This window comes from Streptomyces corchorusii, assembly GCF_001514055.1.
Classification (GTDB): Bacteria; Actinomycetota; Actinomycetes; order Streptomycetales; family Streptomycetaceae; genus Streptomyces; species Streptomyces olivaceoviridis.
Window position 1 is genome coordinate 132,607 of record NZ_KQ948369.1, and the last position, 22,001, is coordinate 154,607.

The 22,001-nt window shown below is 73.3% G+C and carries 22 protein-coding genes and 1 tRNA gene; 14 read left to right on the plus strand and 9 right to left on the minus strand.

Annotated elements, in window-relative coordinates; all coding sequences use genetic code 11:
- Positions 1–25: 25 nt before the first annotated feature.
- Entirely contained in the window at positions 26–553 is a 528-nt protein-coding gene (locus AQJ11_RS36995; RefSeq protein ID WP_041665056.1) for a gluconokinase, read from the minus strand.
- Positions 554–692: 139 nt separating this feature from the next.
- Between AQJ11_RS36995 and AQJ11_RS37000 the strand changes: the two genes are divergently transcribed.
- Positions 693–1,394 carry a FadR/GntR family transcriptional regulator gene (locus AQJ11_RS37000; RefSeq protein ID WP_014671730.1) on the plus strand — a complete coding sequence of 234 codons (702 nt, stop codon included), beginning with the start codon at positions 693–695 and terminating at the stop codon, positions 1,392–1,394.
- 6 nt (positions 1,395–1,400) lie between these two features.
- Here AQJ11_RS37000 and AQJ11_RS37005 read toward each other — a convergent pair whose 3' ends face one another.
- Positions 1,401–1,778 carry a YchJ family protein gene (locus AQJ11_RS37005; RefSeq protein ID WP_079082574.1) on the minus strand — a complete coding sequence of 126 codons (378 nt, stop codon included), beginning with the start codon at positions 1,776–1,778 and terminating at the stop codon, positions 1,401–1,403.
- A gap of 174 nt (positions 1,779–1,952) precedes the next feature.
- Here AQJ11_RS37005 and AQJ11_RS37010 point away from each other — a divergent pair, with 174 nt between their 5' ends.
- Genes AQJ11_RS37010 through AQJ11_RS37020 form a run of 3 tightly spaced genes read left to right on the plus strand, consistent with a single transcriptional unit; the run spans position 1,953 to position 4,769 of the window.
- Positions 1,953–2,261, plus strand: coding sequence for a dsRBD fold-containing protein (locus AQJ11_RS37010; protein WP_014671728.1), 309 nt, complete (start codon positions 1,953–1,955; stop codon positions 2,259–2,261).
- 11 nt (positions 2,262–2,272) lie between these two features.
- Entirely contained in the window at positions 2,273–3,577 is a 1,305-nt protein-coding gene (locus AQJ11_RS37015) for a phosphoribosyltransferase family protein (RefSeq protein ID WP_059266210.1), read from the plus strand.
- Positions 3,578–3,608: 31 nt separating this feature from the next.
- Positions 3,609–4,769, plus strand: coding sequence for a CapA family protein (locus AQJ11_RS37020; RefSeq protein WP_059266231.1), 1,161 nt, complete (start codon positions 3,609–3,611; stop codon positions 4,767–4,769).
- 10 nt (positions 4,770–4,779) lie between these two features.
- Here the strand turns inward: AQJ11_RS37020 and polX are convergent, their stop codons facing one another.
- Together polX and AQJ11_RS37030 are read right to left on the minus strand one after the other, a co-directional pair.
- On the minus strand, positions 4,780–6,507 hold the full coding sequence (gene polX / locus AQJ11_RS37025) for a DNA polymerase/3'-5' exonuclease PolX (protein ID WP_059266211.1): 1,728 nt from the start codon (positions 6,505–6,507) through the stop codon (positions 4,780–4,782).
- 62 nt (positions 6,508–6,569) lie between these two features.
- Positions 6,570–6,657: transfer RNA gene (locus AQJ11_RS37030), tRNA-Leu, on the minus strand.
- 213 nt (positions 6,658–6,870) lie between these two features.
- Here AQJ11_RS37030 and AQJ11_RS37035 point away from each other — a divergent pair.
- The 3 genes from AQJ11_RS37035 to AQJ11_RS37045 all read left to right on the plus strand — a co-directional run bounded on the left by AQJ11_RS37035 (position 6,871) and on the right by AQJ11_RS37045 (position 9,534).
- Positions 6,871–8,196: a M20/M25/M40 family metallo-hydrolase gene (locus tag AQJ11_RS37035; protein ID WP_014671724.1), complete on the plus strand. Its 1,326-nt coding sequence runs from the start codon at positions 6,871–6,873 to the stop codon at positions 8,194–8,196.
- 163 nt (positions 8,197–8,359) lie between these two features.
- The gene (gene chpH / locus AQJ11_RS37040; RefSeq protein ID WP_014671723.1) at positions 8,360–8,593 is read left to right on the plus strand and encodes a chaplin ChpH; all 234 of its coding nucleotides are present in this window, start codon (positions 8,360–8,362) and stop codon (positions 8,591–8,593) included.
- 116 nt (positions 8,594–8,709) lie between these two features.
- Positions 8,710–9,534, plus strand: a complete 825-nt coding sequence (locus AQJ11_RS37045; RefSeq protein WP_059266212.1) for a chaplin — start codon at positions 8,710–8,712, stop codon at positions 9,532–9,534.
- A 76-nt stretch (positions 9,535–9,610) separates the two neighbouring features.
- Here the strand turns inward: AQJ11_RS37045 and AQJ11_RS47225 are convergent, their stop codons facing one another.
- Entirely contained in the window at positions 9,611–9,799 is a 189-nt protein-coding gene (locus AQJ11_RS47225; protein ID WP_014671721.1) for a DUF5703 family protein, read from the minus strand.
- A gap of 47 nt (positions 9,800–9,846) precedes the next feature.
- Between AQJ11_RS47225 and AQJ11_RS37050 the strand changes: the two genes are divergently transcribed.
- On the plus strand, positions 9,847–10,533 hold the full coding sequence (locus tag AQJ11_RS37050; RefSeq protein ID WP_059266213.1) for a hypothetical protein: 687 nt from the start codon (positions 9,847–9,849) through the stop codon (positions 10,531–10,533).
- 144 nt (positions 10,534–10,677) lie between these two features.
- Here AQJ11_RS37050 and AQJ11_RS37055 read toward each other — a convergent pair whose 3' ends face one another.
- On the minus strand, positions 10,678–13,056 hold the full coding sequence (locus AQJ11_RS37055) for a helix-hairpin-helix domain-containing protein (protein WP_059266214.1): 2,379 nt from the start codon (positions 13,054–13,056) through the stop codon (positions 10,678–10,680).
- The gene (locus tag AQJ11_RS37060; protein ID WP_059266215.1) at positions 13,053–14,036 is read right to left on the minus strand and encodes an aldo/keto reductase; all 984 of its coding nucleotides are present in this window, start codon (positions 14,034–14,036) and stop codon (positions 13,053–13,055) included. The genes AQJ11_RS37055 and AQJ11_RS37060 overlap by 4 nt, the downstream gene beginning before the upstream one ends.
- A 232-nt stretch (positions 14,037–14,268) precedes the next feature.
- Here AQJ11_RS37060 and AQJ11_RS37065 point away from each other — a divergent pair, with 232 nt between their 5' ends.
- Together AQJ11_RS37065 and AQJ11_RS37070 are read left to right on the plus strand one after the other, a co-directional pair.
- Positions 14,269–15,324, plus strand: coding sequence for an LLM class F420-dependent oxidoreductase (locus tag AQJ11_RS37065; protein WP_059266216.1), 1,056 nt, complete (start codon positions 14,269–14,271; stop codon positions 15,322–15,324).
- A gap of 278 nt (positions 15,325–15,602) precedes the next feature.
- Entirely contained in the window at positions 15,603–16,391 is a 789-nt protein-coding gene (locus AQJ11_RS37070; RefSeq protein WP_059266217.1) for a hypothetical protein, read from the plus strand.
- 7 nt (positions 16,392–16,398) lie between these two features.
- Here the strand turns inward: AQJ11_RS37070 and corA are convergent, their stop codons facing one another.
- Entirely contained in the window at positions 16,399–17,394 is a 996-nt protein-coding gene (gene corA, locus AQJ11_RS37075; RefSeq protein WP_014671715.1) for a magnesium/cobalt transporter CorA, read from the minus strand.
- A gap of 62 nt (positions 17,395–17,456) precedes the next feature.
- Between corA and AQJ11_RS37080 the strand changes: the two genes are divergently transcribed.
- From AQJ11_RS37080 to mshC, 4 genes are all read left to right on the plus strand, one after another.
- Positions 17,457–18,143, plus strand: coding sequence for a histidine phosphatase family protein (locus AQJ11_RS37080; RefSeq protein ID WP_014671714.1), 687 nt, complete (start codon positions 17,457–17,459; stop codon positions 18,141–18,143).
- Between the two features lie 99 nt (positions 18,144–18,242).
- On the plus strand, positions 18,243–18,833 hold the full coding sequence (locus tag AQJ11_RS37085; protein ID WP_014671713.1) for a DUF3090 domain-containing protein: 591 nt from the start codon (positions 18,243–18,245) through the stop codon (positions 18,831–18,833).
- Positions 18,797–19,621, plus strand: coding sequence for an SCO1664 family protein (locus AQJ11_RS37090; protein ID WP_014671712.1), 825 nt, complete (start codon positions 18,797–18,799; stop codon positions 19,619–19,621). Before AQJ11_RS37085 ends, AQJ11_RS37090 begins: the two co-directional genes overlap by 37 nt.
- A 93-nt stretch (positions 19,622–19,714) precedes the next feature.
- Positions 19,715–20,944, plus strand: coding sequence for a cysteine--1-D-myo-inosityl 2-amino-2-deoxy-alpha-D-glucopyranoside ligase (mshC, locus tag AQJ11_RS37095; protein WP_059266232.1), 1,230 nt, complete (start codon positions 19,715–19,717; stop codon positions 20,942–20,944).
- Positions 20,945–21,027: 83 nt separating this feature from the next.
- Here the strand turns inward: mshC and AQJ11_RS37100 are convergent, their stop codons facing one another.
- Complete coding sequence (locus AQJ11_RS37100; protein WP_014671710.1) at positions 21,028–21,948, minus strand: PAC2 family protein; 921 nt, start codon at positions 21,946–21,948, stop codon at positions 21,028–21,030.
- Positions 21,949–22,001 lie beyond the last annotated feature (53 nt).

Sequence of the window (22,001 nt, forward strand, 5' to 3'; positions counted from 1 at the left end):
GCGGTTACGGGTGTTCTGACGGGCGCTACTGAGCGCTGCCCGCGGTGTCGGGAAGCAGGTCGAGTGCCTGTACGGCGCGCTCGGTGATCTCCTGCGGGCTGCCGCTGACGTCCACGGCGACCCCCGCCTCGTCCGGCTCCAGGGGCTGGAGCGTCGCGAACTGGGAGTCCAGCAGCGCGGTCGGCATGAAGTGCCCCTGGCGCTGCGACATCCGCTCCTCGATCAGCTGCCGGTCGCCCGTCAGGTGCAGGAACACGACCCCGGGGGCCACGGCCCGCAGCCGGTCGCGGTACGACCGCTTCAGCGCCGAGCTGCTGACCACCCCGCCCAGTCCGGCCCGGCCGTGCGCCCAGTGCCCGATGGCCTCCAGCCACGGCCACCGGTCGGCGTCGTCGAGCGGGATCCCGGCCGACATCTTGTCGATGTTGGCCTGGGGGTGGAAGTCGTCGCCCTCGGCGTACGGGACGCCCAGCCGCGCGGCGAGCAAGGGACCGATCGTGGTCTTGCCCGTCCCCGCGACGCCCATCACGACGACGACCTGGGGGGTTCGCATCACTGCCTCGCTGTCTTCCTCGACATCGACGCCACTGCGGCGTCGCCACACTGAAACCCATTAGGTACGACGAATTCAAGAGTCTGTGACATATAAGTCTGACTTTTTGTCGCTGTGATCCACGCCGTACGCTGAGTGCATGACCACACCGGGCCGGGGGCTGCACGGCCATGTACTGGACACCCTCGGCCCCGCGATCACCGCGGGCGAGTACCCGCCGGGCAGCGTCCTGCGCACCGACGAGCTGGCACAGCACTTCGAGGTGTCGCGCTCCGTGATGCGCGAGGCGGTCCGCGTGCTCGAATCCATGCACCTGGTCGAGTCCCGCCGCCGGGTGGGCGTCACGGTCCGCCCCAAGGCCGAGTGGAACGTCTACGACCCGCAGGTCATCCGCTGGCGCCTGGCGGGCGCCGACCGCCCGCACCAACTGCGCTCCCTCACCGTGCTGCGCTCCGCGATCGAACCCGTCGCGGCCGGCCTGGCCGCGCAGCACGCCACGGCCGAGCAGTGCGCCGAACTCACCGAGTGCGCGCTCGGCATGGTGGCCAACTCACGCGGCCACAAGCTGGACAAGTACCTCGTCCACGACATCGCCTTCCACCGGGTCGTGCTCACCGCCTCGGGCAACGAGATGTTCGCCCGCCTCGGCGACGTCGTCGCGGAGGTGCTGGCCGGCCGCACCCATCACGAGGTCATGTTCGAGGACCCCGACCCGGCGGCCGTCACCCTGCACGTAGGGGTGGCCGAGGCGGTCCGCGCGGGCGACGCGCCCCGCGCGGAGGAACTCACCCGCCAGATCACCGTGGGCGCCCTCCAGGAACTGGACATCCTGGCGCCCTAGCCGGGGCTACTCGCCCGGGAAGTCCCCGTCCACGTACACCCACGCCCCGTCCACCCGCTCGAACCGGCTCCGCTCGTGCAGCGAGCCGCCCCGGTAGGAGGCGCGGAACGTCACCGTGCCGGTGCTGTGGAAGGCGGATCCGTCGGCGGTGTCCAGGATCTCCAGCCCCGTCCACCGCATCCGCGGATCGAGGTCCAGCCGCGCGGGCCGGGTCCGGGGATGCCAGGTGCGCAGCAGATACCCGGCGTTGCCCTTGACGAACGCGCTGTACCGCGAGCGCATCAACAGCTCTGCCGTCGGCGCGGCCACCGCTCCGGTGTGGAAACGGCCACAGCAGGCTTCGTAGGGCTGGGGGAGCCCGCAGGGGCAGGTGCGCGAGGTCATGGCCCACATTCTCCCCGCAGCAGGAGAGGCGTCCGCCGCGGGTCGGGTGCACAGTGGAAGTGCCGGACTGGAGCGCCCCTCAGGGGGCGCGGGGAACTGCGCGACCAGCCACGATGGACCGGCGGACGGCCGGCGGCCCGTCGCGGCGCGATCCGCGGAACGAGGTGGCGGACGATGACCGGACCCCTGAACAGCCGTCCCGCCGTCAAGGAATGGCGGCTGAACCTGTACCTGTCCGAGCACGACCCGGACACCACGGCCCGGATCATCCTGGACACCGGCGACAACGTCCTGGAGAGCCACGCGGAGGCCCGCCGCAACCCCTACGACCAGGCGATGCCGGAGATCGGCGACGAACTCGCCGCCGGACGCGCGCTCATCGCCATGGGCCGCATGCTGCTGCGCGCCGCCGACGGCGACATGAAGGCGACCGGAGCCGCCGACACGGACGCCCCGGCGCCGCTCTGGCAGCCACGGGAGTGAAGGAGCCCGCCGTGCACTTCACGAACCGCCTCGAAGCGGGACGCAGACTGGGCGAACGCCTGGAGTACCTCAGGGGCCAGGACGTCGTGGTGCTCGGGCTCCCACGAGGAGGGGTGCCGGTCGCCGCCGAGGTCGCCGAGGCGCTCGACGCGCCCCTGGACGTCTGCCTGGTGCGGAAACTGGGCGTGCCGTACCAGCCCGAGCTGGGCATGGGGGCGATCGGCGAGGACGGCGTCCGCGTGATCAACCAGGAGGTGCTGCGCGGCACCGGGGTCTCCACCGAGGACCTCGCCCGGGTCGAGGAACGCGAACGCCGGGTGCTGGAGCAGCGGGCCGCGCGCTACCGGGGCGCCGCATCCCCCGTCTCCGTCGCCGGCCGGACCGCCGTCGTGGTGGACGACGGCGTGGCCACCGGCTCCACCGCGCGGGCCGCCTGCCGGATCGCCCGCGCCCGGGACGCCGCACGCATCGTGCTGGCCGTCCCCGTGGCCCCGCGGGACTTCGCCCGGCGCCTCGGCGGGGACGCCGACGAACTGGTCTGCCTGGACACCCCGTGGCACTTCGCCGCGGTCGGCCAGTTCTACGCCGACTTCGCCCAGGTCGGCGACGAGGAGGTCACCGCCTGTCTGCGCCGGGCCGCGAGCCGGCACCGGCACACCGCGGGCGCCGGCTCCACCGACCGGGAGGTGACGGTGACCGCCGGCGGCACCCGGCTGGGCGGGCGGCTCACCCTGCCCGAGGACGCCACCGGCGTCGTGGCCTTCGCGCACGGCAGCGGCAGCAGCCGGCACAGCCCGCGCAACCGGTTCGTGGCCGAGGGGCTGCACCGGGCCGGCCTCGGCACCCTGCTGTTCGACCTGCTCACCGACGCGGAGGAGGCCGACCGGGGCAACGTGTTCGACATCGCCCTGCTGGCCGGACGGCTGCTGGACGCCACCCGCTGGCTGCGCGAGGAACCCGGCGCCGAAGGGCTCGCCATCGGCTTCTTCGGCGCCAGCACCGGCGCCGCCGCCGCGCTGTGGGCCGCCGCCGACCCCGACGCGCACCCCGCCGCCGTCGTCTCCCGCGGCGGCCGGCCCGACCTCGCCGGACCCCGGCTGGCCGCGGTGACGGCACCCACCCTGCTCGTCGTGGGCGGCGCCGACCAGCAGGTCCTCGCCCTCAACCGGGACGCACAGGCCCGACTCCGGTGCGAGAACCGGCTGGAGGTGGTCCCCGGCGCCACCCACCTGTTCGAGGAGCCCGGCACGCTGGAACGGGTGACCGAACTGGCACGTGACTGGTTCACGGACCACATGGCACCCGCGCACGTGTAGTCCCGCGGCCATGGGCGAGGAGGCGTTCGCCATGGGCGAGGAGGCGTTCGCCATGGGCGAGGAGGCCGCTGCCGTGGGCGAGAAGCCCGTCACCCTGTTCCTCGCCGGTGACGTCATGCTCGGCCGGGGCGTCGACCAGATCCTCCCGCACCCCGGCGACCCGGCCCTGCGCGAGGACCACATCCACGACGCCCGCGACTACGTCGCCCTGGCGGAGACCGTGAGCGGACCGGTACCCCGGCCCGTGGACCCCGCCTGGCCCTGGGGCGAGGCCCTGTCCGTCCTGGAGCGCGCCGCCCCGGACGTACGGGTGGTCAACCTGGAGACCGCCGTCACCCGGGACGGCGACTTCGCCCCCGGCAAGGCCGTCCACTACCGGATGCATCCGGCCAACCTGCCCTGCCTCACCGCGGTCCGCCCCGACGTCTGCGTCCTGGCCAACAACCACGTGCTCGACTTCGGTCCGTCCGGCCTCGCGGAGACCCTCGACTGCCTCGCCGCCGCGGGACTGCGCACCGCCGGGGCGGGCCGGGACGCGGACGCCGCCTGGCGCCCGGCGACCGTCCCGCTGCGGCCGGGCGGACGCGTCCTGGTCTTCGCCTTCGGCATGCCGTCCAGCGGCATCCCGCACAGCTGGGCCGCCACCGCCGAACGCCCCGGCGTGGCCCTCGTCACCGCACCGACCACCGCCGCCGCGAAGGACTTCGCCGACCGCCTGCGACGCACCGGGCGGCGGCCCGGCGACCTCGTCGTCGCCTCCGTCCACTGGGGCCCCAACTGGGGCTACCCGGCCTCCCGCGACGAGGTCCGCTTCGCCCGCGCGCTGATCGACGCGGGCGTCGACGTCGTCCACGGCCACTCCTCCCACCATCCGCGCCCACCGGAGGTCTACCGGGACCGGCTCGTCCTGTACGGCTGCGGCGACCTCGTCGACGACTACGAGGGCATCGGCGGCTACGAGCGCTACCGCGACGACCTGCGCCTGCTGTACCTGGTCTCGGTCGAGCGCGGCACCGGCCGGCTGACCGGTCTGCGGCTGGTGCCCCTCCAGGCGCGCCGACTGCGCCTGGAGCACGCCTCGGCCGAGGACACCGCCTGGCTGCGCACGGTCCTCGACGGCTACGCCCGCGCCCTCGGCACCCGCGTCGAGCACGGCGACGGCGGCACGCTCACGGTACGGGCGCTGCGCTGACCCCGGACGCTCAGGCGCGCCCGCCCTTGCGCAGGAACCTCCGCAGCCGGGTCAGCGTCCAGGTGTTGATCACGTCCTCCCCGGTGAGCCAGCCGCGCTGCGCGGTGGCCACGCCGTAGCGCAACTGCGCGAGGTGCGGGACGGAGTGCGCGTCGGTGTTCACGGCGAACTTCACCCCGTGCTCCCTGGCCCGCAGGATGTCCGCGTCCCGCAGGTCCAGCCGGTCCGGCTGGGCGTTGACCTCCAGCGCGGTGCCGGTGCGCGCGCAGGCCGCGAACACCTCGTCCCAGTCGGCGTCGACCCCCGGCCGCTTGCCGATCAGCCGGGTCGTGGGGTGCCCGATGATGTTGACGTACGGATGCTCACAGGCCCGCACCAGCCGCCGCGTCATCGCCGCCCGGTCCAGGTCGAAGTGGGAGTGCAGCGAGGCCACGCACAGATCGAAGCCGGCCAGGAACTCCGCCGGCCAGTCCACCTCCCCGTCCGGACCGATGTTCAGCTCGGTGCCGTGCAGCAGCCGCATCCGGCGCCGGGTGCCGTCCAGCTCCCGCAGCCGCTCCCGCTGGGCGAGGATCTTCTCGTCCGTCATGCGCTGCATGTACAGGTTGGGCGCGTGGTCGGTGACCGCGTAGTACGCGTGACCCCGCTCGGCGGCGGCCTCCACCATCGCCTCCAGCGAGGCCAGACCGTCCGTGAGATCGGTGTGCGTGTGCAGGTCGCCGCGGATGTCCCGCTCGGTCACCACCTCGGGCAGGCCGTCGCCCAGCGCCGCCTCGATCTCCCCGCGGTCCTCGCGCAGCGTCGGCGGGATCCACGGCAGGCCGAGCCGCGCGTACACCTCCTCCTCGGTGCGGGACGCCACCGACTCCCCGCTCCCGGTGTCGAACACGCCGTACTCGGAGAGCTTCAGCCCCAGGTGCACGGCGATGGTCCGGGTGCGGATGTTGTGCGCCTTGGACCCGGTGAAGTACTGCAACGCGGCGCCCCACGACTCCGGCGGCACCACCCGAAGATCCAGCTGGAGCCCCTTGCCGGTGCGCACCGACGTCTTCTTGGCGCCCCGCGCGATCACCTCCGCGGTGACCGGCAGCTCGCACAGCGCGTCCATGAACGGCGCCGACCGCCGCGCCGAGACCAGCACGTCCAGGTCGCCGACGGTCTCCCGCATCCGGCGCAGCGAACCGGCGTACGCGCAGCGCTCGCAGCCCGTCACCGCCGACAGCTCGGCGGTGATCTCCTCGGCGGTGTCCAGCGCCAGCGCCAGCGGCACCCGCGAGCCCGCCCGCTGGAGCAGTTCGATCCCGTGCCGGATGTTCTCCTGCGTCTTCTCGCCGAAGCCCTTCAGATCGGCCAGCGCGTCCGCCTCGATGGCCGCGGCCAGCTCGCTCACCGAGGAGATGTGCAGGTCCTCGTAGAGCCGCAGCGCCTTCTTCGGCCCCAGGGTCGGGATCGTGATCAGCTCCCGCACCCCCGCCGGGATCTTCGCCCGGCGCTCCTCCACCACGGCCATCGTGCCCGTGCGCAGATACTCGGCCACCTTCTCGGCGATCGACCGGCCCACGTTCGGGATCTCCCGCAGTCCGTCGGCGTCCAGCGTCGAGACGTCCACCGGATACCCGCCGATCGCCCGCGCCGCCTTCTCGTAGGCGCGCGCCTTGAACGCGTCGCCTCCGGTGATCGCGATGAGATCGGCGTACTCCTGGAGGAGCGCCTCGACCTCGTCGTTGCGACGGGCCACCCCTCAAGTCTAGGAAGCGGCACCGGGGTACGCGAAAGGCCCCTGCCGAGCAGGGGCCTCACTGGTGTCCGAGGGGGGACTTGAACCCCCACGCCCGATAAAGGGCACTAGCACCTCAAGCTAGCGCGTCTGCCATTCCGCCACCCGGACAAGGTGTCTGTCGTGCGAGGTTTCCCCGGCGGGGTTTCCCTCGCGGCGACGAAGGAAACATTACCAGGCTTTCGAGGGTGGCTGATCACCCCCCGGTTCCGGGGCCCGTCGCGCGTGAACGGCGTGTGACGGGCCGGGACCGGTCTTGGGCCCGGGGCGGCGCCGGAGAGAGGATGGCAGGGACCACCAGCAGTGACAGTGGGAGGAAGCAGCGTGAGCGAGACGGACACGGCCAGGAGCGTCACCGGCGAGGACGAGGTCGTGGACCTCTGCCGCGAGCTGATCCGGTTCGACACCAGCAACTACGGCGACCACTCCGGCCCCGGCGAGCGCAAGGCCGCCGAGTGGGTCGCCGAGAAGCTCGCCGAGGTCGGGCTGGAGCCGAAGATCTACGAGTCCCACCCCGGCCGCGCCTCCACGGTGGCCCGCATCGAGGGCGAGGACCCGTCCCGGCCCGCGCTGCTCATCCACGGCCACCTGGACGTCGTACCGGCCAACGCGGTCGACTGGACCCACCATCCGTTCTCCGGCGAGATCGCCGACGGCTGCGTGTGGGGACGCGGGGCCGTCGACATGAAGGACATGGACGCCATGACGCTGGCGGTCGTCCGCGACCGGCTGCGCAGCGGGCGCCGGCCGCCGCGCGACATCGTCGTCGCCTTCCTCGCCGACGAGGAGGCCGGCGGCACGTACGGCGCCCGGTACCTGGTCGACCACCACCCCGAGCTGTTCGAGGGCGTGACCGAGGCGATCAGCGAGGTCGGCGGCTTCTCCTTCACCGTGGACGAGCAGCGGCGGCTCTACCTGATCCAGACGGCCGAGAAGGGCATGCACTGGATGAAGCTGACCGTGGCCGGGACCGCCGGGCACGGCTCGATGATCCACCGCGACAACGCCATCACCGAGCTGTCCGAGGCCGTCGCCCGGGTCGGCCGGCACAAGTTCCCGGTCCGGGTCACCAAGACCACCCGGGCCTTCCTCGACGAACTCGGCGACGCGCTCGGCACCGAGCTGGACCCGGAGGACATGGAGTCCACCCTCGCCAAGCTCGGCGGCATCGCCAAGCTCATCGGCGCGACCCTGAGCAACACCGCCAACCCCACCCAGCTGACCGCCGGCTACAAGGTCAACGTCATCCCGGGCGAGGCCACCGCGCACATCGACGGACGGTTCCTGCCCGGCCACGAGGAGGAGTTCCTCGCCGACCTCGACCGGCTGCTCGGCCCGCGGGTCCGCCGCGAGGACGTGCACGCGGACAAGGCCGTCGAGACCACCTTCGACGGCGCCCTGGTCGAGGCCATGCAGGCCGCGCTGCTCGCCGAGGACCCGACGGCCAAGGCGATCCCGTACATGCTCTCCGGCGGCACCGACGCCAAGTCCTTCGACGACCTCGGCATCCGCGGCTTCGGCTTCGCGCCGCTGAAGCTGCCGCCGGAGCTGGACTTCGCCGGCATGTTCCACGGCGTGGACGAGCGGGTGCCGGTGGACGGCCTCCAGTTCGGCGTCCGCGTGCTCGACCGGTTCATCGACGCGTCGTGAGTCCGGGCCCCCGCCCGGGGCGCGCACCGCGGTAATCGGGCAGCCGTACGAGATCGACTGGGAAGGGTGAATGCGACGATAGGCTCGTAGCTTCATCAGCCCCTCCTCGTTGCCTCTGATGTGACCCCGCGCCTTGGGGTCGCATTGCCAACTAGGAGGAAGAATGATCAAGAAGGTCGTCGCTGCTGCGGCTGCCACCGGTGGGCTGGTTCTCGCGGGCGCGGGCCTGGCCGTCGCCGACTCCGGTGCCCAGGGTGCCGCCGTGCACTCCCCGGGCGTCGTCTCCGGCAACGTCATCCAGGTGCCCGTGCACGTCCCGGTGAACGTGTGCGGCAACACGATCAACGTGATCGGGCTCCTGAACCCCGCCTTCGGCAACGCCTGCGTCAACAAGTGACGCCGGCTCCCTGAGGGGCGTCTTTTACGGGCCGTCGGCCCCGGAGCGCGCGCCATGCGCTCCGGGGCCGACCGGTCTTCGAGGATCGAAGACATGGAAGGCAGGGGGGAATCAGCATGCGACAAGGCACGCGCAAGGGCCTGATGACCATGGCCGCAGCGACCGGTGTCATCGCCGCCGCGGGCGGCTACGCGCACGCCGACTCGGGGGCGGCGGGCTCCGCCGGGGGCTCGCCCGGCGTACTGTCCGGCAACACAGTGCAGGCGCCCGTGCACGCGCCGGTGAACATCTGCGGCAACACCGTGAACGTCGTCGGGCTCCTGAACCCGTCGGTGGGCAACACGTGCGCCCACCACCACGGCGACGCCCCGGGGGGTCACCACGGCGGCTCCGGCGGCTCGCACGCGGGCGGCCACACCGGCGGGTCGCCGGGCGTCGGCTCCGGCAACACCGTGCAGGTGCCGGTCGACGTCCCGGTGAACGTGTGCGGCAACAGCGTCGACGTCATCGGGGCGGGCAACGCCGCGGTGGGGAACGACTGCGCCGACGAGGGCGGATACGGCAATCCGCCCGGGAAGCCGGGCCACCCCGGTCATCCGGGCCACCCCGGTCACCCGGGCCACCCGGGGAAGCCGGGAGCGCCTGGGCATCCGGGGAAGCCCGGTGAGCCCGAGCAACCGGGTCATCCCGGGCAGCCCGCTGAGCCCGGCAATCCGGGCCACCCCGGCACCGGCACCGGCTCCCAGACCGGCGCGGGCGGCTCCGGGACGCACGGTACGTCCCAGGTCAAGGCCCAGGTGGGCCGCTCCGGCCAGCCCCTGGGCACCGCCCAGCTCGCCCACACGGGCAGTGAGGTGCCGCTCGGCATCGCCCTGCCGGCCGGCGCGGGCGCGCTGCTCGCGGGCGCGGTGCTCTACCGCAAGGCGCGCGCCGGGGCGTGAGGCGGGACGGAGCGGGCCCTGCCGAGCCGGCGGGGCCCGCTCCGTTCATCCGTCCGCGTTCATCCTGTGATCACGCTCACCATGTCGCGCGCACCTGGCGGATGATCCGTCGGCGCAACCGCACCCTGCGACTGCCGTCGCGCAACAGGCTCAGTCGGTCCAACTCCCAGTGTCCGTACTCGGCATGGTCCGTCAGCAGACGTGTGGCCTCCTTGCGGGACACCCCGCGAGGTACGTACACGTCGACAAATTCGTATTCCGGCATCGCATCTATTGTGCGGGCTGGTGCCCGGTACGGATAGCGTCTGCACTATGTCTGATGCTGCGCAGCCCACCGCTGCCGAGGTACGCGCCGCCGCCGAGGCCGTCAAGACCGCGCTCGACCGTCATCTCGCCGCGGTCGAACGCAGGTCGGGGGAGGACGACCCGGCCGTGTCCGAGGCGTTCAACCAGCTGGCCGCTGCCGCCGAGGCGTACGACGAACTGCTCTACGACCGCTACGACGAGGTCACGCCCTTCGAGATCCCCAGCGCGGAGGAAGCGCTGCCGCCGTACGCGGGCCCGGAGGAGCCGAACGCGATCAGTGTGCTGATCCGCCGCGACTACACCGTGGCGGAACCCCAGCGGCTGCTGGCGCAGGCCCAGCGGGTCGAGGCGGCGGAGTACGACGACGTCGTGGACGACGATGCCGCCGGGACGGTCCCGGGGGCGCTGGGCATCCTCTTCGGCGAATTCGAACCGGACGAGATCGCCTCCCGGCACAAGGAGTTCGGCCTGGAGGAGGGCGACTCCACGCTCTGGGTCACCGCGGCCGAGGAGCCGCCCGAGGCCGGGGAGTGGCTGGAGGCGCCCTTCGAACACATCGATCCACAGCAGGTGGTGTGCCGGTTCGATGTGAGCGCGGTGTTCGACGACGAGGTCTCCGACGACGAGGACGACATCGACTTCGTCGACGAGGACGAGGACGGGGAGCTGGAGCCGGTCAACGCCGAGAAGTGACAGGGGCGGACGGGACGGGGGCGGCGGTGCCGTGGGCCTGGGGCCTACGGCACCGCCGGACTCCGCCGCCGTGACGGGATCGCCGGTCGCGACGGAGGAGGACGTGCGCAGGAGCCCTGCCGGGGAAGACGCGCGGACGACGACTCAGGTCGCCGGGACCTGCGTGCGCAGCAGTGTCTGAAGGCGGGTCGTGCGCGGCTTGGGCGGAACCTCCGCCACCGCCTTCGGCAGGGCCTGCTCCACGCCGTGCACGACGGACAGGTGCCGTTCCGCCCGGCCGAACGCCGTGTACACCCAGGGGCGGCTCAGGGCCTGCGCGGCATCGCCGGGCAGCACGACGACCGCCGCCGGCCAGCGGGTGCCCACCGCCTGGTGCGCGGTCAGCGCCCAGCCGTGCCGGACACTGCCCTCCACCCGCTCGCGCGGTACGGCGACGGGGGCGCCGGCGCACGACAGGTGCAGTCCGCCGGCGTCGGCCTTCACCACCACACCCGGCACCGTGCGCCCCGGGGCGGGGGAGTAGGCGATCCGGTCGCCGGGGTCGAAGCCGCCGAACCGGCCGGGGCCGGGGTTGAGGCGCTCCTTCAGGGCGGAGTTGAGGGCGCGCGTGCCCGCGGCGCCGCCGTGGCCCGGGGTGATCACCACGGTCTGGTCGGCCGGGACGCCGATCGCCCGCGGCACCGAGTCCGCGACCAGCTGCACCGTCCGGTGCACGGCCTCGCCCGCGTCCCGCACCGGCACGATGACGATCTCCTTGCCCGGCGCGGCGACCTGGTTCAGCTCACCGACGCCGATGCCGGAGACCAGCTCGCCGAGCGGACCGGGGTCGGGCACGCGGGAGGCGACCTGCGGGCAGGCACGGGCCGCGAGCAGGTCGGCGAAGACCCGCCCCGGACCGGCCGACCACAGCACCCCGGGGTCGCCGCCGAGCAGCAGCCGGGCCCCGTCGGGCAGCGACTCCACCAGCATCGCGGCGCTCTCCACGTCGAGCTGGGGCGCGTCCGGCACGATCAGCAGGTCGAGCTCCAGGGCGCCGTCCGCGTCGCGGCCCGGACCCTCGGCACCGGACAGCAGCCCCGCGACCGTGCCCACGCCGTGCTCCGCCGCCTCCCCGCCCAGCCGCTCGGCCAGACGCCGGCGCCCGTCCGGGGTGTGGCAGGCGGCGAAGGCCCGCAGGCCCGCCGCACGGGCGGCACCGAGCAGGGCGGCCGGTTCGGCGCGGGCCGCCTCCCCGCCGGTGTGCAGCACCAGGCCGTGCCCGGCGACCGCGCGGGCCAGCTCGGCCGCACCGCCGGACAACCCGGCCGCCGTGGCCTCCCAGGCCTGCCCGGCCTCCTTGGCCAGGGAGTTGACCAGCCGGGCCAGGCCGTCCGCGAGGCTCTCCTCGGCCAGCGCGTACCGCTCCAGGCCGACGAGGACCCGGACCGGCCGCTCCCGCTCCTCGTCGGTGTCCTCGTCGCCTGCCTGAGGCGCGGCGGCGCCGGGCTCCTCCAGGGCGTCCTGGAACACCAGAGCCTCGCCCTCGGCGAGCGCGCCCTGCACCGCCGCGTCCGGGTCCGGCACGCCCTGCTTGCCGAGCGCCGCGGTGAGCGTGGGCAGCTCCAGCGCGGTGTGCCCGGCCACGGCCGCCTGCTCCAGCAGCCAGACGGTCAGCGCCCGGCCCCGCCGCTCGTCGTCCGGGCCGCAGGCCGCGCCGAGCAGCGCGCGGGCGAAGCCGTCGGCCTGGTCCGGCCGTACGCCGCCGACCCGGAGCAACTGCCAGGGATCCTCTCGCAGCGCGCTGTCGGCGCCCTCGCCGAGGGCCGCGGCGACCTGGGGGGCCAGCGCGTCCGGCGCGCCGCCCTCGGTCAGCACGCGGCGCACGGCGTCGACGGTCTCCGGCGCGGGGCCGCTGGGCGCGACCGGGGCGGGGGCCGGCTGGGGCCTGCGCACCGGTTCCGGGGCGGGGCGGCGCGGGGCCGGTGCGGGCTCCGCGAACACCGCGGCCACCGGCTTCTCGCCGCTCTCCACGGCCCGGACCGCCGCGAGCAGGTCGGCCGCCTTGCCGCTGAGCTTGGCGCCGCTGTCGATCGGGCCCCTCTTCTCGGCCTTGCGCCGCTCGATCCGCTCCCGCTCGACCCGCTGCGCGGCCAACTCGGCCTCGGCCTCGGACAACTCGGCAGCGCCGGAGCCGTCGACGGCTCCCGCCTCGGCCGAGTCCCCGACGGCGTCCTCCGCCCCCGAGTCGCCGGTGGCCTCGGCATCGCCGATGCCGTCAACGGCATCCGAGCCGCCGGAGCCGCCAACGGCATCCGCGCCGTCCGACCCGCCGCGGGCTTCGGCGCTGGCCGAGCCGCCCGTGGCCCCGGCATCGTCCGCGTCGCCGCCGGTGTCCGCCGCGCCCGAGTCACCCGCGGCACCCGCGCCGCCGGTGTCGGTCGTGCCCTCGGCCGTGGCGGCCCCGTCGGTGCCGTGCTCCGTGGTCCCCGGTGTGTCCGGCGTCCCCGGCCCGGCTTCCTCCGTGGTCTCCGGCTCCGTGCTCACAGCGTGCTCCAGTCGTGATCGGGATAGCGGTGCACGGGCGCCGACACATCGTCCAGCGCCCGGCAGATCTCGTCAGGAAGACTAAGGGCCTCCACTGACAACGCCGCCGTGAGCTGCTGTGCGTTGCGCGCGCCGACGATCGGCGCGGCCACCCCGGGCCGGTCCCGCACCCAGGCGAGGGCCACCTGGAGAGGGGTGACCGCGAGCCCGTCGGCGGCCGTCGTCACCGCGTCCACGATGCGGGTCGCCGTGTCGTCCAGATACGGCTCCACGAACAGCGCCAGATGCTCGGAGGCGCCGCGCGAGTCCGGGGGAGTGGTGTGCCGGTACTTGCCGGTCAGCACGCCTCGGCCGAGCGGCGAGGAGGGCAGCAGGCCCACTCCGAGGTCGAGCGCGGCGGGCAGCACCTCGCGCTCCACGCCCCGCTGGAGCAGCGAGTACTCCATCTGCGTGCTGGCGAGCCGGGTCCGGACGCCCGGCGCGGCGAGCTGCCAGGTGGCCGCCTTGGCCAGCTGCCAGCCGCAGAAATTGGACACTCCCGCGTACCGGGCCCGGCCGCTGCCGACCGCGAGGTCGAGGGCGTGGAGCGTCTCCTCCAGCGGGGTGTCGGGGTCGTAGGCGTGGATGTGCCACAGGTCGACGTAGTCCGTGCCCAGGCGGGCCAGGGAGGCGTCGAGGGCGGCGAGCAGATGGCCGCGGGAGCCGTCGAAGCGGCGGTCGGGGTCGGGCACGCTGCCTGCCTTGGTGGAGATGACCAGGTCACGGCGCGGCACCAGCCCGTCCATGAGCTGCCCCAGCAGATACTCCGCCTCCCCGTCGCCGTACACGTCCGCGGTGTCGACCAGGGTGCCGCCGGCTTCCCAGAACGCCTTCAGCATGTCCGCGGCGTCGTGCTCGTCGGTGTCCCGGCCCCAGGTGAGGGTGCCGAGTCCGATCCGGGACACGCGCAGGCCGGTCCGGCCGAGATGCCTCTGCTCCATGACCGCGAGATTACTGGCCAGAACCGGTGCGGTGGGTGGCCTGTGGACAACCTGTGCGGAGTGCCCCGAAGGGGCCGGGGACCTGCGCGGCCGGCCCCGTCGGCCCGCGGCCGGGGAACCACCGGCGCACTGCCGGGGGAATCGCCGGAGCCGGGCACCCTGCCCCCGGCACCCACCCCCGCGCTAAGGTCTGCCGCACAGGGACGTTACTCATGGGTAAGGGGATTCGGCCATGCAGCTCGGGATCAACCTCGGCTACTGGGGTGCCGGAATGGACGGCGACAACCTGGCCGTGGCGCAGGAGGCCGACCGGCTGGGCTACGCGGTGTGCTGGGCCGCCGAGGCCTACGGCTCCGACGCCGCCACCGTGCTCAGCTGGGTCGCCGCGCAGACCGAGCGCATCGACGTCGGCTCGGCCATCTTCCAGATTCCGGCCCGGCAGCCCGCGATGACCGCGATGACCGCGGCCACGCTCGACTCGCTCTCCGGCGGCCGGTTCCGGCTCGGCCTCGGCGTCTCGGGCCCGCAGGTCTCCGAGGGCTGGTACGGCGTCAAGTTCGACAAGCCGCTCGCCCGCACCCGCGAGTACGTGGAGATCGTCCGCAGGGCGATGACCCGGGAGCGGCTGACGTACGAGGGCGAGCACTGGACGCTGCCGCTGCCGGGCGGCCCGGGCAAGCCGATCAAGCTGACCGTGCACCCGCAGCGCGAGCACATCCCGCTCTACATCGCCGCGATCGGCCCGAAGAACCTGGAGCAGACCGGCGAGATCGCCGACGGCGCGCTGCTGATCTTCCCCTCCGCCGAGCACCTGGAGGAGACCACGATCACCCACCTGCGCGCCGGCCGCGAGAAGGCGGGCCTGACCCTCGACGGCTTCGACGTGTGCCCGACCCTGCCGCTCGCGGTCGGCGACGACACCGACGTGCCCCGGCTCGCGGACACCTTCAGGCTGTACACCGCGCTCTACGTGGGCGGCATGGGCAGTGCCAAGCAGAACTTCTACAACAAGCTCGCGCAGCGCATGGGGTACGAGAAGGAGGCCGCCGAGATCCAGCGGAAGTACCTGTCCGGGGACAAGCAGGGCGCCGCCGCCGCGATCCCGCACGACCTCATCGACAAGACCACGCTGCTGGGTTCGGTGGACCGCATCGCCGACCGGATGAAGGCGTACGCCGCCGCCGGGGTCACCACCCTCAACCTGGCCCCGGCCGGCTTCACGCTGGAGGAGCGGATCGCCTCCCTGCGGGCCGGCAGCGAGGCCCTGGAGCGCGCCGGGCTCGCGTAAGGGTCGTCAGCGGCCGTGGTGGGGGCTCGGGGGTCTTCCCCGCCACGGCCGTCACCGGGAACAACGCGCGCGCCACCGCCCGGTTACGACCGCGCCCCTTCTTTCCCGACTCCAGCGGCACCCACCCGGTCCCGACGCCGGCGGCAGGCCCTGCCCGCCCCCCGTTCGGGCCAGTGCGCCCGCACCCCTGTTGCGGCCCCCTCCCCGCCGCACTTGACTCGTGCTTCGCGGGATCCGTTTCTCGCGGAGTCCGGCGGAGCTGCGGAGAGGGGCCTGCCATGCTGTCGGCCAAGAGCCTGTTCCAGGAGATCCTCGACAACGACGAGTCCTTCCGGCTCTTCTGCTCCATCGCCGCCAGCGGGGAGGCCCAGGGCGGCTGGGAGAACGGGCGGATCGCCGCGCTGGTGCCGGAGGGCGAACGCGCGCTGGCCCCGAAGATCGCCCGGCACGGCGCCGACGAGGACAAGCACGGGCGCATCTTCACCGCCCTGCTGAGGAAGCGCGGCCTCACCCCCGTCCCCGTCCCGCCCGGGACCGACTACACGATGCTCCTGGAGCGGCACGGCATCGGCCTCGCCCACGACAAGCTCCGCCGGGACGAGCCGCTGACCGTGCGGGACGTCATCGTCTACCTCGCGCACAGCCGGGTCACCGAACAGCGCGCCGCCGAACAGCTGGGGCTGCTCCGGACGCACTTCGCCGACCACCCGGAGATCGGCAGGGCCGTCCGCGTGATCTCCGACGACGAGGACAAGCACCTCGCCTACACCCACGAGGAACTGCTGCGCCTCGCCGCCGCCGGGCACGGCCGGCTGATCCAGCGCACCCTGCGCGCGTGCGCGCTCACCGAGATCCGCGTCCACCGGGACGTCAGCCTCGCCGTCATGGCCCACATGGGCCGCATCCTGCGCTGGCCGAAGGCCAGGTCCGCGCTGCTCGCGGCCGGCATCCACGCCCTGTACGCCTACGAGCGCCTCGCCGGCTGGCACCGCATGGTCACCCTCGCCATGCCCGAGCGCCGCGACGCCCTCGGCGGACCGGCGGCACCCGCCCCCGAGTTCGCCTGAGCCGCGCTCACAGCCAGCCGCGCCGCTTGAACTGCCGGTACAGCAGCACCTCCAGCACGGCCATCACCACGATCACCGCCGGATACGACCACAGCCAGTGCAGCTCGGGCATGTGGTCGAAGTTCATGCCGTAGATGCCCGCGATCATCGTGGGGACCGCTGCCATCGCCGCCCACGCGGAGATCTTCCGCATGTCGTCGTTCTGCCGCACGCTCATCTGCGCCAGGTGGGCGGAGAGGATGTCCGACACCAGCCGGTCCAGGGCCTCCACGGACTCGTTCACGCGCGTGAGGTGGTCGCCCACGTCCCGGAAGAACGGCCGCGACGTGTCGTGCACGAAGGGCACCGAGCCGCCCATCGGCCCGTTGCCCGCCAGCCGGGCCAGCGGCAGCGCCAGCGGCCCGGTGGCCCGGCGGAACTCCAGGACCTGCCGCTTGAAGGTGTAGATCCGGGACGCGGTGTTGCGGGAACCGCCGGTCTCCGGCTGGAACACCTCCGCCTCCAGCTCGTCCAGGTCGGTCTGGAGCTCCGTCGCCACCTCCAGGTAGTGGTCGACGGTGGCGTCCGCGATGGCGTACAGCACGGCGGTGGGGCCCTTGTCGAGCATCTCCGGCTCCTCCTCCAGCCGGTGCCGCACCGCCGCCAGCGGCGAGCACTCGCCGTGCCGGACGGTCACCACGAAGCAGTCGCCGATGAAGACCATCACCTCACCGGCGGAGACCGCGTCGCTCTCGGGCTCGTACACGACCGGTTTCAGCACCATGAACAGCGAGTCGTCGTACACCTCCAGCTTGGGCCGCTGATGTGCCTTGAGGGCGTCCTCCACGGCCAGCGGGTGCAGTCCGAACTCCTGGGTGACCAGGTCGAACTCCTGCTCGGACGGCTCGTGCAGCCCGATCCACACGAAGCCGCCGGCCGCCCGCGCCTCGGCGAGCGCGTCGGACAGGTCCTCCGGCCCCTCGGTGCGGTGCCCGTGCCGATAGATGGCGCAGTCCACGATCACGCCGCGCATTCTCCCTTCGCCCAGCCGCCGGCGCACACCTCCGTGCGCCTACCCTGGTCCGCATGCCCACGCTGATCCTCGTCAGGCACGGACGTTCCACCGCCAACACCTCGGGTGTGCTCGCCGGGCGGACGCCCGGCGTCGCCCTGGACGAGCGCGGCGCCGCGCAGGCCGCCGCACTTCCCGCACGGCTCGCGGGCCTGCCGCTCGCCGAGGTCGTCACCAGCCCGCTCCAACGCTGCCAGGAGACCGTACAACCCCTGCTGGAGGCCCGTCCCGGCCTGTCCGCCCACACCGAGGAGCGGATCGGGGAGTGCGACTACGGCGACTGGTCCGGCCGCAAGCTCGCCGAGCTGAAGGACGAGCCGCTGATGGAGGTCGTCCAGGCCCACCCGTCCGCCGCCGCCTTCCCCGGCGGGGAGTCCATGCGGGCCATGCAGACCCGCGCCGCCGAGGCCGTACGCGAGTGGAACGCGCGCGTGGAGCGCGAGCACGGCGCCGACGCCGTCTACCTGATGTGCTCCCACGGCGACATCATCAAGGCGCTCGTCGCCGACGCCCTCGGTCTCCACCTCGACCTCTTCCAGCGGATCTCCGTGGAGCCCTGTTCCGTCACCGCCATCCGCTACACCCGCCTGCGGCCCTTCCTCGTCCGCCTCGGCGACACCGGCGACTTCGCTTCGCTCGCCCCGCGCGAGGAACCCGGCGAGGGCGACGCACCGGTCGGGGGTGGTGCGGGCGCACCGTGATCGTCGGCCGCAGTAGGGTGAAGCGACTCACCCCCACGCGTGTCCGCACGGCCCGCACCGCTGAAACGCTCGAAACCACGACATCAATGGAGACAGGACGTGTCCCGTCAGGTGTTCCTCTACGACCAGCCGGACCGCTTCGTGGCCGGCACGGTCGGACTGCCCGGGCGCCGTACCTTCTTCCTCCAGGCCACCGCAGGCCCCCGGGTGACCAGCGTGGTCCTGGAGAAGACCCAGGTCGCCGCGCTCGCCGAGCGCATGGACGAACTGCTCGACGAGGTCGTACGCCGTAGTGGCGGCAGTGCCGCGGTCCCCGCCGTGGCCCCCTCCGAGATCGCCGACACCGCGCCGCTGGAGACCCCCATCGAGGAGGAGTTCCGCGTCGGCACCATGGCCCTGGCCTGGGACGGCGAGGAACAGCGCATGGTCGTCGAGGCGCAGGCCCTGGTGGAGCTGGAGGCCGACACCGAGGAGGACCTGGCCGAGGCCGAGGAGCGGTTGCTCCAGGACGAGGAGAACGGACCCCCGATGCTGCGGGTCCGGCTGACCGGCGCGCAGGCCCGGGCCTTCGCCAAGCGCGCCCTCGACATCGTCAACGCCGGGCGGCCACCGTGCCCGCTGTGCAGCCTCCCGCTCGATCCGGAAGGACATGTATGTCCGCGCCAGAACGGATACCGCCGCGGAGCGTGACGGCCGATCCGAACCCCGCCGAGCTGCTCGCGCGGGGTGAGCTGACCGTACGCGGCCGGATCCGCGAGGCGTCCAACGCGGCGCTGTTCTGCACGGTCGCCCTGGACGGCCGGGAAGCCTCCTGCGTGTACAAGCCGGTGGCCGGGGAGCGCCCCCTGTGGGACTTCCCCGACGGCACCCTCGCCGGCCGCGAGGTGGCCGCCTACGAGGTCTCCGAGGCCACCGGCTGGGGTCTCGTGCCGCCCACCGTGCTGCGCGACGGGCCGTACGGCGAGGGCATGTGCCAGCTGTGGATCGACGTCCACCCCGAGGCGGAGCTGCTCGCCCTGGTCGACGGCGAGGAGCCGGAGCCGGGCTGGAAGGCGATCGGGTTCGCCGAGGTCGGCGAGGACCGCACCGCCCTGCTGGTGCACGCCGACGACGAGCGGCTGCGCCGGCTCGCCGTCCTGGACGCGGTGATCAACAACGCCGACCGCAAGGGCGGCCACCTGCTGCCCACCGCCGAGGGCCGGCTGTACGGCATCGACCACGGCGTCACCTTCAACGTCGAGAACAAGCTGCGCACCCTGCTGTGGGGCTGGGCCGGGGAACCCCTGACCCCGGAGGCCGTCGACGTCCTGAAGGGGCTGCGGGACGGGCTGGAGGGCGGACTGGGCCGCCGGCTGGCCGCACTGATCACGGCGGCCGAGATCGACGCCACGCGCGCGCGTGTCGACGCGCTGCTCACCTCGGGCCTGCACCCGGAGCCGAGCGGGGAGTGGCCCGCCATTCCCTGGCCGCCCGTGTGAGCACATCCGGCGCCGAGGTACAAGACCGCGTAACCGGCCATCCAGCCCGATCCCGTTCGTATACGCAGCTCGGCGCCGGTTAGGCTCATGTACATGCATGCCTGGCCCGCTTCCGAGGTCCCCGCCCTGCCTGGTCAGGGCCGCGACCTGAGGATCCACGACACCGCGACCGGCGGCCTGGTCACCCTCGACCCCGGTCCCGTCGCCCGCATCTACGTCTGCGGCATCACGCCGTACGACGCGACCCACATGGGTCATGCGGCGACCTACAACGCGTTCGACCTGGTTCAGCGCGTGTGGCTCGACACCAAGCGGCAGGTCCACTACGTCCAGAACGTCACCGACGTCGACGATCCGCTGCTGGAGCGGGCGGACCGGGACGGCGTCGACTGGGTCGCCCTCGCCGAGAAGGAGACCGCCCTCTTCCGCGAGGACATGACCGCCCTGCGGATGCTCCCGCCGCGGCACTACATAGGCGCCGTCGAGGCGATACCCGGCATCGTCCCGCTCGTGGAGCGGCTGCGCGACCTCGGCGCGGCCTACGAGCTGGAGGGTGACATCTACTTCTCCGTCGAGTCCGACCCGAACTTCGGCAAGGTCTCGAACCTGGACGCCGCCGCCATGCGGCTGCTGTCCGCCGAGCGCGGCGGCGACCCGGACCGCCCGGGCAAGAAGAACCCGGTCGACCCGATGCTGTGGATGGCGGCCCGGCCCGGCGAGCCCAGCTGGGACGGCGGCTCCCTCGGCCGGGGCCGGCCCGGCTGGCACATCGAGTGCGTGGCCATCGCCCTCGACCACCTCGGCATGGGCTTCGACGTCCAGGGCGGCGGCTCCGACCTCGCCTTCCCGCACCACGAGATGGGCGCCTCGCACGCCCAGGTGCTCACCGGCGAGTTCCCCATGGCCAAGGCATACGTGCACGCCGGCATGGTCGCCCTGGACGGCGAGAAGATGTCGAAGTCCAAGGGCAACCTGGTCTTCGTCTCCACGCTGCGCCGTGACGGCGTCGACCCCGCCGCCGTCCGCCTCGCGCTGCTGGCCCACCACTACCGCGCCGACTGGGAGTGGACCGACCAGGTCCTCCAGGACGCCGTCGACCGCCTCGCCCGCTGGCGCGCGGCCGTCTCCCGCCCCGACGGCCCCTCCGCCGACGCGCTGGTGGAGGAGGTCCGCGAGGCCCTGGCGAACGACCTGGACGCCCCCGCCGCACTCGCCGCCGTCGACCGCTGGGCGGCCCGCCAGGAGCAGGAGGGCGGCACCGACACCGGCGCCCCCGGCCTGGTGACGCGGGCGGTGGACGCGCTGCTGGGGGTGGCTCTCTAGGCACCGCGAGCGGCAGCGCCTGAGGCGTCGGCACCACGAAGAAGGGGCGCTTCCCGTGAGGGAACCGCCCCTTCGCCGTGCTCTCAGTCCTCCGGGTTGTCCTCGTCCTCGTCCTTGGGCATGCCCCCGGCCGCCGGGGGCCTCGGCTTCCCGCCCGGAGGGCCCACGTCCCGGCGCCGCAGGTACCGTTCGAACTCCCGGGCGATCGCCTCACCGGACGCCTCCGGAAGCTCCGCGGTGTCCCGGGCCTCCTCCAGCGTCTGCACGTACTCGGCGACCTCGCTGTCCTCGGCGGCGAGCTGGTCCACGCCCACCTGCCAGGCCCGCGCGTCCTCGGGCAGTTCGCCCTGCGGGATGCGCAGGTCGAGCAGGTCCTCCAGGCGGTTGAGCAGCGCCAGCGTCGCCTTCGGGTTGGGCGGCTGGGAGACGTAGTGCGGTACGGCCGCCCACAGCGAGACCGCCGGGACGCCCGCGTGCGTGCACGCCTCCTGAAGGACACCGACGATGCCCGTCGGCCCCTCGTACTTGGTCTCCTCCAGGTCCATCCGGCGGGCCAGGTCCGGGTCGGACGTGACCCCGCTGACCGGCACTGGACGCGTGTGCGGGGTGTCCCCGAGCAGGGCGCCCAGGATCACCACCAGCTCCACTCCGAGCTCGTGCGCGAAGCCCAGCAGCTCGTTGCAGAACGAACGCCAGCGCATGGACGGTTCGATGCCCCGGACCAGCACCAGGTCGCGCGGTTTCTCACCGCCGACGCGGACCACCGACAACCTCGTGGTCGGCCACGTGATCTTGCGCACACCGCCGTCCATGAACACCGTGGGGCGGTTCACCTGGAAGTCGTAGTAGTCCTCGGCGTCCAGCGCCGCGAACACCTCGCCCTTCCATTCGCGTTCCAGATGCGCGACCGCCGTGGAGGCGGCGTCGCCGGCATCGTTCCAGCCCTCGAACGCGGCCACCATGACTGGGTCGATCAGCTCGGGAACCCCCTCCAGCTCGATCACCCAGTGCCTCCTTCCGACGTGCCCTCGCTTGACTCACCAACCTTACGGCGTCC

Bases quoted from the DNA above. Each gene is read 5' to 3' on its own strand.
- AQJ11_RS36995 (WP_041665056.1), bottom strand. From the start codon at position 553: ATGCGAACCCCCCAGGTCGTCGTCGTGATGGGCGTCGCGGGGACGGGC.
- AQJ11_RS37000 (WP_014671730.1), top strand. From the start codon at position 693: ATGACCACACCGGGCCGGGGGCTGCACGGCCATGTACTGGACACCCTC.
- AQJ11_RS37005 (WP_079082574.1), bottom strand. From the start codon at position 1,778: ATGACCTCGCGCACCTGCCCCTGCGGGCTCCCCCAGCCCTACGAAGCC.
- AQJ11_RS37010 (WP_014671728.1), top strand. From the start codon at position 1,953: ATGACCGGACCCCTGAACAGCCGTCCCGCCGTCAAGGAATGGCGGCTG.
- AQJ11_RS37020 (WP_059266231.1), top strand. From the start codon at position 3,609: ATGGGCGAGGAGGCGTTCGCCATGGGCGAGGAGGCCGCTGCCGTGGGC.
- chpH (WP_014671723.1), top strand. From the start codon at position 8,360: ATGATCAAGAAGGTCGTCGCTGCTGCGGCTGCCACCGGTGGGCTGGTT.
- AQJ11_RS37045 (WP_059266212.1), top strand. From the start codon at position 8,710: ATGCGACAAGGCACGCGCAAGGGCCTGATGACCATGGCCGCAGCGACC.
- AQJ11_RS47225 (WP_014671721.1), bottom strand. From the start codon at position 9,799: ATGCCGGAATACGAATTTGTCGACGTGTACGTACCTCGCGGGGTGTCC.
- AQJ11_RS37050 (WP_059266213.1), top strand. From the start codon at position 9,847: ATGTCTGATGCTGCGCAGCCCACCGCTGCCGAGGTACGCGCCGCCGCC.
- AQJ11_RS37060 (WP_059266215.1), bottom strand. From the start codon at position 14,036: ATGGAGCAGAGGCATCTCGGCCGGACCGGCCTGCGCGTGTCCCGGATC.
- AQJ11_RS37065 (WP_059266216.1), top strand. From the start codon at position 14,269: ATGCAGCTCGGGATCAACCTCGGCTACTGGGGTGCCGGAATGGACGGC.
- AQJ11_RS37070 (WP_059266217.1), top strand. From the start codon at position 15,603: ATGCTGTCGGCCAAGAGCCTGTTCCAGGAGATCCTCGACAACGACGAG.
- AQJ11_RS37080 (WP_014671714.1), top strand. From the start codon at position 17,457: ATGCCCACGCTGATCCTCGTCAGGCACGGACGTTCCACCGCCAACACC.
- AQJ11_RS37090 (WP_014671712.1), top strand. From the start codon at position 18,797: ATGTCCGCGCCAGAACGGATACCGCCGCGGAGCGTGACGGCCGATCCG.
- mshC (WP_059266232.1), top strand. From the start codon at position 19,715: ATGCATGCCTGGCCCGCTTCCGAGGTCCCCGCCCTGCCTGGTCAGGGC.